4 protein-coding genes and 1 pseudogene are annotated in these 10,989 nt (G+C 39.1%); 2 read left to right on the forward strand and 3 right to left on the reverse strand.

From position 1 onward, the window contains the following. The 3 genes from NEOC65_RS08975 to NEOC65_RS08985 form a co-directional block, all read right to left on the reverse strand. Positions 1 to 327, reverse strand: a 327-nt coding sequence (locus NEOC65_RS08975) for a DUF4277 domain-containing protein (RefSeq protein WP_213155588.1), incomplete at its 3' end; no start/stop codon positions are given. Between the two features lie 269 nt (positions 328 to 596). Next, positions 597 to 908: a helix-turn-helix domain-containing protein gene (locus NEOC65_RS08980; protein ID WP_213156306.1), complete on the reverse strand. Its 312-nt coding sequence runs from the start codon at positions 906 to 908 to the stop codon at positions 597 to 599. Positions 909 to 1,641: 733 nt separating this feature from the next. Next, positions 1,642 to 2,031 carry a transposase family protein gene (locus NEOC65_RS08985; protein WP_213156307.1) on the reverse strand — a complete coding sequence of 130 codons (390 nt, stop codon included), beginning with the start codon at positions 2,029 to 2,031 and terminating at the stop codon, positions 1,642 to 1,644. Positions 2,032 to 2,318: 287 nt separating this feature from the next. Here NEOC65_RS08985 and NEOC65_RS08990 point away from each other — a divergent pair, with 287 nt between their 5' ends. Then, positions 2,319 to 10,193 (forward strand): ankyrin repeat domain-containing protein, encoded by a 7,875-nt coding sequence (locus NEOC65_RS08990; protein WP_213156308.1) that lies wholly within the window; start codon positions 2,319 to 2,321, stop codon positions 10,191 to 10,193. A gap of 120 nt (positions 10,194 to 10,313) precedes the next feature. Continuing rightward, a pseudogene (locus tag NEOC65_RS08995) lies at positions 10,314 to 10,770 on the forward strand (IS701 family transposase); the annotation flags it as partial. Positions 10,771 to 10,989 lie beyond the last annotated feature (219 nt).

A 10,989-nucleotide genomic window follows, 5' to 3' on the forward strand; every position in this document is an offset into this window, starting at 1 on the left:
GGCTGAAAAGATAGCATCACATCCATATTCGTAGCAGCAATCTAAAGCTCTACCTAAACGATCATCCGATATATTTTCAGATCTACACGCTCTTCCTAATAATCGTTCCACAGGTTTACTTGCGTAAAATTGTGCTTCTAAATATAAGGGACGTGAAGTAAAACCTAACCCATTGATGACCATCAATTTGATGCATTCTCCTGTTGTTATAATAGCTCGGGGATCAGGGGGAATGAGCTGATCTATCATGCTCACTAAATTGATCTCGTCACACATAGCAGAAACAATCCCTAAGTGGTCAAGATCTTTGCTACTATACTCTTCCATCGCTTATATCCTCTCTTTCTTTGCTTTGAGAGGAACAAGCTTAGTTTTTTCTTGAAAAAAACTTAAGTCAATTTACCAAAATAATAAAAAAATTATCCAACCATTGTTTTAACCTGCGGAATGTGGGATATTAAAGAAAAATAGCAGGAAAATGTTTGCTAATCAAAATAATATGTTGAATATCCCCACCTTTTGAAAAAGTACTGCCATTTCAAAAAGCTCCCTGGCTACTCTATTTAATTGGAAAGAAAACCATAAAGCTCTCCCGCTCATAGAGGCTTAGAAATTTGAGGACCATAATAACCTTTATCTACAATTTCTAAAAGCCGTAGCGCTGCATGGCTTGGAGCGCGTGTTCCAGATTCCCAAGATTGGACTGTTTTTACGCTTACGTTTAATACTTTCGCAAAAATTCCCTGGGAGTAATGGTTTTTCTCTCTAATTCTTTTGATCTCACTAGCCTTATAATCATTGGGAGGTTCTGGAATTTCGATAAGCTCTGATTTGAGCGTAAGTTTTCCTTCTGAAAATGCTAGAGCTTCTTCAAGCCCTTTTTTAAGTCCTTTAAACAACTTACTCATTCTTAATCCTTTTTCTAATTACTTCGGCAATTTGTTTTAACTCTAATTTCTCTGCTTAAAGCAGATTTTCTTGCTCATTTTTAGAGTAAATGGACAACAAAACAAGAATCGCTCGATCCTCTGTATCTAGATAGCATACTCTAAATCCACCACTTTTTCCCTTGGAAGTTGATTTTAAACGAGCCTTTCTTATTCCTCCACTTCCAATGATTACATCTCCTTGCTTCGGATTTACTGCTAAGCTTTTTTTAAAGCCTCAAAATCTTCCTTTTTAAGCTTCCTCTTCTTTATGGGCCTTGCCACCTCTTCTTCAAAAATTCTTGTCTGGACAATATGTCTTTTCATAAACTAACTATGCCACTTTGTAGGACAGTTAGTCAAATGATTTTTATCTTATACTACCTATGTTATTAGTTAAATTAGTAGGCAACCTTTATATTTAATTTATAAGATTATGACGATAATCTTTTTGTCACGTTAATCTTTTGAAAAACAATTTTTAGTTAGTAAACCTTTTGCAGGCTGTTTAATTTCTGAATGATAAGCCCTGCAGGTCAATTTCTAGGAAAGGCATAAATAGGAACAACTACATGGATTATAAATGAATGCCTCTCCTAATGCTTCGAGGGTCTTTCACTTCTTCCAGCAAATAGCTACTTTTTCAGTCCAAATGAAAAAATCAAATGACTTTTCCAGCAACATTGGTCTCTCAACGCCATAACAGCACATAATTCTATGTGTAGACACTCTTCTTTTTGATAACTGATATAAAGGAAGAGGAAGAAGATGGAATTAAAGAAGCTAAACCTGAAATGGCTCCAGCAATATTTTGGGTCCATTGTACAAAACATCTTTCAAAATTCGATGCAGATACATAGCGGAAAAATCTTCCTAAAGTATCATGCGATGGCACGCCTGCTAAGCAAATTCCATGCTCTTGCAGCCAAGGTAAATTGCAAGATGCCCATAAATGGATGGTTGCCCAATCATCTGCACCGCATAAAACCGCCAAAATGCTAATCGTAACAATATCAAACAAACTATAGATTTGGTATCTTTGCTTCCTTGGATCTTCCAGGTCCTTAAATACAGCAAAAACACTATTGGGTTTATGAGTAATCATTCATTCCTCCTTTTTAAGGAAAAGAATGATAATTATACCCCTTGCTTTGTCAACTTAAATCTTCATGCAATTTCCCTGATGATTAGACTGATGTTAAGGCGAATTGATAAGTTAAAAGAGGGATTTTAAGATAATCTCTTAACTTAAAAACTTGCCTAAAACTTAAATTTAATTTAATTTTTCATAGATAAACAAATCGATGAATTGGGACGAGTGGATCGCTCCTTTATAGGTTTATATGGCCTGTTTTTCCTATAAAGCTATAATTGCATTAACCAGAGAGTTTTATGATGTCTATCCAACAAGATTTTCCAGCTATCCGGCGCTTTGAAAAGCTGGGAGATACAGAGTGGGAAGCTCCTAAGAATTGGGAAGAATTATCAGATACGCTAGCAAAAGATAAAGAAAACTATCCAAAATTTCAGCATGGAGAAGAAAATAATCCCTTAATTCAAGGAGAGAGGCTTTTTTCTGAGGAAGAATTTACCATAAAATTTAAAGAGTATAAGTATAAAAAGCATGTTCAAGAAATGGCGGCAAGTTTATTCTCCTTGCGTTGCAGCTTAGAAGAAGAGGAATGGCAAGCATTTAAAGATCATGTTAAAAAAAAGCTAAGCAAAATCCTTGAAGAAGAATTACCTACAGATAAACAAGCCACCCACATCTCACTTTGCCAGCAGGATTATGCTACCATTTTTAAAGAAGTAGAGAGTATACACGATCACCATTTAATAACTCTTGAGGAAAAAAAGCAAGAGCTAGGCCAATTAGACCCTCTACTAGTACGTGAAGAAGATATTGCTAGTGCAGCTCTTAACAGACTTTATGTGGAGTATCGGGTACAATGTACAACTTGCCATGAACAAATTCTAGCCTTAAAGAATGAAAAGAAGCCTTTAATGAATGAATTAGAGGCAAACAAGCAAGCATTAGATAAAGAGTTGGCTGCCTTAAAAAGGTTAGGGGACAGCAGTGATGATCCAGATATCCAAGAAGTGATTGAAAAGAAGCAAAAAAAATGCGCGCTATTAGAAAAAAATTGCCAGGACTTAAAAGATTCACTACGTCAAAACATCCTAAAGACAGCTGAGCTGCAAGTAGAGCACCACCTTCGTCAAGCCTTAGCCAATACATTTGCCAACAGGACGTATGTGTGCCGCTCTGCTGTATATCATGTTTTTAATGGACAAAGCGGTAGCCCAGACCTTCCTATCTCACAACAAACTTTACTAGGCTCAGCTCTGCAGCAAGTAGGCTTTAAACTTTTACATAGTAAAGAATTGACGCATAGAGGTTATTCTCCTGAAGAGGTTGCTTATTATACAGCTAAGTATGGACAGCGACTTTTTAACCTTATTTTTAGCGGACGCAATGCAGAATTAAATGAGGGGATCATCAAACGTTTAGCCAAAGGTAAAAAAGGAAAGGATTTACCTGAATTTACCTATCTTAAATCTGAACAGCTAAAACACAATGCTTATAGTACTTTTAAAAAGAAAGAATTAACTCTTCTAAACGATCAAGCAAAAATTATCCAATGCCTTAAATCACACACTGCTATTTTAGATGCTGAAAAGCCAAGCAAAATACTTGAGTTAATTCCAAAATTATGCACTCTTTCTAGCGAAGAAGAAAAAAAGCTTTATTTGTCAATTAGCGCTAAATTAATTGGCCTAGTGTGCGCTTCTAGGTTAGAACAAAAAGGATATCTGTGGGGACAGAATATACTGATCCCTTTGCGAAATACAACTAAGGAAGAACAGCTGGAAGGCGAGGCTTCCGTTATTTCCTCTCCATTCCATCTGCAGCCTCCTGAGTCTTTGCAAGGTACCCGTGGCGGGAGCGCTATAGATGAGTATCATCAGATAGGCGAACATGCAACGAACTTAGTGATGAGTACAAAAGGAGGAAAAGCAAGAGTAAGCAACATGACTCAAAAGCCTTATTCTCAATCTGCTGTTGTAGCAGGAGCTTCAGAAGCAACATTCCAACTATTAGGTGTGGAGGGGATGCTTGCAAGTATCCAGAAAGGCTACAATGGATTAGGTTGTCGTGAGCATAGCCTTACAGAGTCATATATAGCTCTTTATCCCGATTTACAGACCAGGCCTGGGCTCATCAATGTCCAGGCTAATGCTAATGGAATTCATTTAAAGCAAAGAGCTAGCCTGGTTATACAATCTAACCCTACTATTCAATATCATGCAGCGCCGCCCTCCCGATTGACAGCCACAGAACTTAACAGACGGTTAAAAGATTTGCTACCACTAAAGTGTCCTCACTGCATAAAAGATTTAATGATGCAAGGACACAAATTTTTAAATGAAGTAGAAGGCGAGACTTCCCTACATGGTGCATTTTATTTAGCCACCGCGTATGAATTATATGTTAGCCTTAATGTGCAAGAATATAGGTTTACTTGCAAAGCTTTCGATGAATACCTGGGCATGTTGGAGAAAAGCTTAGGAGAAGGAGAAAGCTTGCTTCATTATTTTGCAGCAAAAGGAAATAGTAGTATTTTTATTTATCTTTTCTCTGAAAGGCAAAATGTAGAATCTTACCTAGACGTCTTAGCAGGAAGAGTGATTAAAGAAACGCCTTTGCACATTTCTATCAAGAGTGGATCTATTCCTATTACGCAATTCCTGCTTGAAAAGGGAGCAGATATCAAAAAAGGCCGATATGGTGAAGAGGCTAATACTGTGCTTCATGTAGCAGCAGAATATGGACGCGAAGAAATTATTGACCTCTTGCTTCAGCATAAAGACATTCAAGAAATTTTAGACTTACCACAAGGGCGTTATCGATATACAGCTCTTCATTTAGCTGCTGCTAAAGGATATTATTCCATTTTAATTAAGCTTATTGAACATGGCGCGTGTACTGAACAGCAAGATTTGCTTTATCATACTCCGTTAGAAATCCTGCTTGCTTATGAGAGCCCAGATTTTGTGGCGCAAGACAAATGTGCCTGCCTTTTATTAAGCAAAAAAGACTCTTCTTTTTTCCAGCTAGACAATCCTTCACTTAAACGATGTTTTATAAATGCTCTCCAACATGGCTTACTAGATACCGCGCAAAAGCTTGCTAAGAATGGCTTGTCACAATTAGAAGAGCACGAACGCTCGTTTATAGAAATCGCGGCTGAAGGGGCCTTTCAAAGAACCCATATCATGTCTTTACAGGAGATGCCTAAAGAAAAGCGTACTGCTTATATTGATCTCATTTACTGGTTACTTACAGAAAAGAAAATAGATCCAAATGAAAAATTCAGGTCCCGCAATGACTTTTTGGTCCATCAAGTCTGTTATTCAGGTTGTAGTAGGCTGCTTTTTCTTCTTATTGATTTAAAGGTAGATTTAAAAAAACTCGATGGTTCTCATAATACGGCTCTCCATCATGCTTGTCGATCTCAAAGAGATTGCGTTAATATAGTCCGTATTTTGCTGGGGCATGCTCCCACCCTTATGGAAGCTAAAAATAGCGACGGCCAGTTACCTTTACACTTAGCTGCACTTACAGGAAATGAAAAGAGTGTTCAACTCTTATTAAGTCAAACCATAGCTCAAATCCAGCTGGCTCAACAAGACAGAGAGAGAAATACTCCTTTACATTTAGCGGTCATTGGCGAGAGCAGATCTTCTGCTAAAACAGAAGAGCATTATTGCAAAATCATTCAAGCATTAGTGGAAAAAGGATCTAACTTAAATATATTAAATAAGGAAAAAAAAACGGCATTAGAGCTAGCTTTAAAAAGCGGAAACGAAGCCATTATGCAAGCTTTATCTCAAGCAGCCCTAAATCCGTTGCAGCTCACTAACTCTCTTCGAAGCCTTTACCTTTATCAGAAAACTCTTTCTATTTTTAGGATTAAAGCAGAGCAAGAGTGGGAATTTAAAGTTCCTTTAGAAGAGATTTATGTACGTTTAGGAATCATTGAGAGGAAAGAAAGAATAGCACGTGATCAAGCACTTGATAAACATTCCGATCAAATACAAGATGATCGCCTCCCAACTTCAGAAACCATCTACGAACCTAAACTGAATATTGAAATTGAAAAGCTTTTTGAGCACGAAAGCCTGGAAAATAAAGAGGCTAAAAGAATTTACATCCAAGGCGCAGCAGGAATTGGCAAGAGCACATTATGCCACTATATTGCCTATCGCTGGGCAAAAGAGGAACTTTGGCAAAAAGCCTTTTCCTACCTTTTTTGGATTCCCTTAAGAAACCTTACATTAAAGAAATATCCTCCTGATAAGGAGTATACTCCCGCTGATCTAATTGCTAAAGAATATGAAGACATAATTGTTGATCCCCACATCATCGATGCTTGTATAAACGATGCCACTTTTCGAGAAAAAACCCTGCTTGTTTTGGATGGTTATGATGAGCTCTCAGCAGACGCTCAAGGAAATACAAGCCTGGCTACAGCCTTTAACAAGCTAAAAAAATTATTTCCCCATATTCTGATCACCTCAAGACCTGGAAGCTGTTCTTTTAACCGTTCTTGTGAGCTAGAGCTTTTAGGCTTTGATAAAAAAGGGGTCGATCGTTATATCGATAGATTTTTCAAACAAGTTCAAGCAGAAGAGAAAAAACAAAAACTTCACCATCTATTACAGACCTCTCCTCAAGTTGCAAGCCTTGCGCAAATTCCCATTAACTTAACTCTTCTATGTTGCCTCTTTAACGAAGACCCAGAAGCTTTTAATTCTACTCAACCTATTACGATGACGGCTATTTATGAACAAATTGTTAACTGGATGTACAAATGGTTTCTTTTAAGAAAAATAGGCCAAGTTCACTCTCCTCAAACAATGGAAAAAATTCTTACAGAAAAAAATCTTCGCGATAATCCAGAAGTTGCCAAAATTGCCATAGCTTTTGAAAAAATGGCTGATTGGGCCATGGAAAAAAATACTCTTTATTTAGGAAAGCAAGAGATCGATAAATTTAGAGGTGACGCTATCACATCTAACGAGCTTACAGATTGTGGTCTTCTTCGCATTCCAGAAGAAAAAGGATATTTTATTCACTTAACCTTTCAAGAATTTTTAACCGCTTCAAAAATTGCCAATCAATACCTGCATCCGCAGGGAGAAAATAGAAAAGCATGCCAAGATTTTGTACACAATTACAAATTTGAACCCCGCTATAACTTAGTTTTGCGCATGATTGCTGGCTATCTTTCCCTCTCTATCACCAATAATCGGCTCTATTCGGATTTAAAACCAAACCCGCTACAATCTTTTTTTGATGATCTCTTTGCTGAGCCTCACGATCTAGCCGTCAAGAGCGAACTCAATTTGATTGCAGAATGCTTTGAAGAGTGCCAAAATCCTACTCTGGTGAGGCAGTACGAGGGCTTCATTGAGCTTGTGAAAGACTATGTTATACATCTCTCCTTATCGGGCTTAAACTTTGAAATGCTGCTTAGAAACAAAAGCCTTTTTAATCATCATAAAATCACGGTTACTATTGAAAAATTATTATCCGACCCATCGACCATACAAAATATGCTAGTGAACTTAAAGAATCTCATAAGAACACGGCAAAAGTTATCTTTAAAAATGTTAAAAGTGATTCTTAAGATTCTTAAGGATCCTGAGGAAAATCTTGAGGACAGAGGGTATGCTGCCAAGACCCTAGAAGCAGTGATAGAGCAAGGAGGCGAGCTTCTTAAAAAAACACTAGATGATTTCGTCCAAATCCTCAAAGAGGGTGATTTTATTGCCACACCCACTGCTGTCAAGGCCTTAGAAGCAATAGCAAGGCAAGGAGGCGAGCTTCCTAAAGAAGCACTAGAAGCTCTCATCCAAATTCTCGAAAAGGGCGATCCTCATGTCATTCCTTATGATGCCAGAGCCCGAGACGCAGCAGCATGGCAAGGAGGCGAGCTTCCTAAAGAAGCACTAGATGCTCTCATCCAAATTTTTGAAGGGGATTTTTTTATTGCCACACGCACTGCTGCCAAGGTCCTAAAAGCAATAGCAAAGCAAGGAGGTGAGCTTTCTAAAGAAGCACTAGATGCTCTCATCCAAATTCTCGAAAAGGGCAGTTTTAGAGTCAGGTCCTCTGTTGCCTGGCACTTAGAAGCAATAGCAAAGCAAGGAGGCGAGCTTCCTAAAGAAGCACTAGATGCTCTCATCCAAATTCTCAAAAAGGGTGATTCTGCTGTCATTCCTTCTGCTGCCAAGGTCCTAGAAGCAGTGGCAAGGCAAGGAGGCGAGCTTCCTAAAGAAGCACTAGATGCTCTCATCCAAATTCTCAAAAAGGGTGATTCTGCTGTCATTCCTTCTGCTGCCAAGGTCCTAAAAGCAGTGGCAAGGCAAGGAGGCGAGCTTCCTAAAGAAGCACTAGATGCTCTCATCCAAATTCTCGAAAAGGGCGATTTTAATGCCAGGCCCTCTGCTGTCAGAGTCCTAGGAGCGGCAGCAAGACAAGGAGATGGACTTCCTAAAAATATAATAGATGATCTCCTTCAAATTCTCGAAAAGAGCGATTCTAGTGCCATACCTTCTGCTATTAAAGTCCTAGAAGCAGTGGTAAGGCAAGGAGGCGCGCTTTCTAAAGAAGCACTGGATGCTTTCATTCAAATTCTCGAAAAAAGCGATTTCGGTGTCATTGCCATACCTTATGCTGTCGAGGCCCTAGCAGTAGTGATAGAGCAGAAAGGCGAGCGTTCTAAAGAAGCATTAGATGCTCTCATTCAAATTCTCGAAAAGGGCAATTCTATTGCCATACGTGCTGCTGCCGCGGTCCTAGAAGCAGTGGCAAGGCAAGGAGATGAGCTTCCTAAAAAAGCATTAGATGCTCTCATCCAAATTCTCAAAGAAGACAATTTTACTACCAGGCCCCCTGCTAACGTGGCTCTAAGAACAGTGATGCAGCAAAGAGGTGGGGTTTCTGAAAAAACAATAGACGATTTGATCCATCTTATGGTGGAGAGCAGCTTTGCTTTCAGGTATCCTACTGCCAAGATTTCTGCTGCCAGAGTCCTAGGAGCGGCAGCAAGGCAAGGAGACGAACTTCCTAAAAATGTAATAGATGATCTCCTTCAAATTCTCGAAAAGAGCTATTCTAGTGCCATACCTTCTGCTACTAAAGTCCTACAAGCAGTGGTAAGGCAAGGAGGCGCGCTTTCTAAAGAAGCACTAGATGCTCTCATCCAAATTCTCGAAAGGGGCAATTCTAGTGCCATACATTCTGTTACTAAAGTCCTAGAAACAGTGGTAAGGCAAAGAAGCGCGCTTTCTGAAGAAGCGCTAGATGCTCTCATCCAAATTCTCAAAAAGAGCAATTCTGCTTCAATAAGTGCTGCTGTCAAGGCCCTAAAAACAATAGCAAGTCAAGGATGTGAGCTTCCTAAAAATGTAATAGAGGATCTCCTTCAAATCCTCCAAGAGGGCGATTCTGATACCATTCCTTCTGCTGCCAAGGTCCTAAAAGCAGTGGCAAGGCAAGGAAACTGGCTTCCTAAAAATGCAATGGATGATCTCACCCAAATCCTCAAAGAGGACGATTCTATTGCCATAAGCGCTGCAGCCAAAGTCCTAGAAGCAGTGGCAAGGCAAGGAGGCGAGCTTCCTAAAGAAACACTAGATGCTCTCATTCAAATCCTCAAAGAGGACGATTCTATTGCCATAAGCGCTGCAGCCAAAGTCCTAGAAGCAGTGGCAAGGCAAGGGAGCGAGCTTCCTAAAAATGTAATAGATGATCTCCTTCAAATTCTCCAAGAGGGCGACTCTATTGCCGTACGTGCTGCTGCCAAGATCCTAGAAGCGGTGGCACAGGAAGGAGGCAAGCTTCCTAAAGAAGCACTAGATGCTTTCATCCAAATTCTCAATGAAGGTGAACCTGATGCCAAACTGTCTACCGCTCGTGCCTTAAAAAAAGTCGATAAAAATGCTTTGTTGAAAATGGGCATAGAAGCATTTCCTTTAATCGCTGAGATTTGTTTCTTTATCGAGAGCAGTTTTTCACTTAAAGGCGAGCAATTTCAAATTTCTGAGAAAAGGATAACTTACTACTCCGAGCATACACTAAAGCTTAACTACGATGAATTAAAAGAAAAGCTACCGGCACAGCTTGCTGTATGGCGGAAACGAGTAGATAATCTTAGTCAAAATGGCAGTTCTCAAGGACATATCAATCAAACTTAATGCAAAAAAGACTGCTGCTACTAATCTTAAATCATGGGCATGAAAGAGAAAGCTCTTAGTACTACAGTGGTAATAAAAAATATAGTATGCTATTTTATTTGTTAAATAGGGAGGTGAGGGATGGAATTGAAAGCAATAAACCAAACTATAAAACAAAAAAAAGAAGAGCTAGCTCTATTTTTAAGGCCTTTTTTTAGCCGAGAAGAAGCTAGACAAGTGGCTTTGCAATATACATGGGGGTTAATGAGCAAAGCAGAACGTAAAAACACCTGGCAACTGGCAGAAGAGGCCGGCTTACAAACCCCGTATGCTTTTCAACATCTACTACGCCGTGGTTTATGGCAAGCAGATGCAATCAGAGATAGGTTGCAAATGGAAGTATTGAAAGATAAAGAAGGCGGTATACTAGCTATAGATGAGACGGGCTTTTTAAAGAAAGGTAAGCATTCAGCAGGAGTGGCAAGGCAATATAGTGGAACAGCAGGAAGAATTGAAAATTGCCAAGTAGGGGGTTTTCCTTTCCTATGCAACTAACCAAGGCCACGTATTAATTGATCGAGAGCTATTACTACTTCGTTATGTTTAAGAGGTATCAAAAAATAGCCTTTTGGATGAGTCATGAATAGCTTGGCAAAAAGGGCAAATAGTAATGCAAAATAAGCTGTTAATTAATCTTCTGACTTGAGGCAGAGTCATGGAGATTTTTTTTTATCTTTTGCCTGGTATTTCAGTAAGGTTAAGAAGCTATAAGCCATAAAACATAACATCAAATGATGATGGAGTTCTAGCCATGACC

This window comes from Neochlamydia sp. AcF65 (genome assembly GCF_018342435.1).
Taxonomy (GTDB): Bacteria; Chlamydiota; Chlamydiia; order Chlamydiales; family Parachlamydiaceae; genus Neochlamydia.

Excerpts from the sequence above, each read along its gene's own strand:
- NEOC65_RS08980 (WP_213156306.1), bottom strand. The coding sequence starts at position 908 with ATGAGTAAGTTGTTTAAAGGACTTAAAAAAGGGCTTGAAGAAGCTCTA.
- NEOC65_RS08990 (WP_213156308.1), top strand. The coding sequence starts at position 2,319 with ATGATGTCTATCCAACAAGATTTTCCAGCTATCCGGCGCTTTGAAAAG.
- NEOC65_RS08985 (WP_213156307.1), bottom strand. The coding sequence starts at position 2,031 with ATGATTACTCATAAACCCAATAGTGTTTTTGCTGTATTTAAGGACCTG.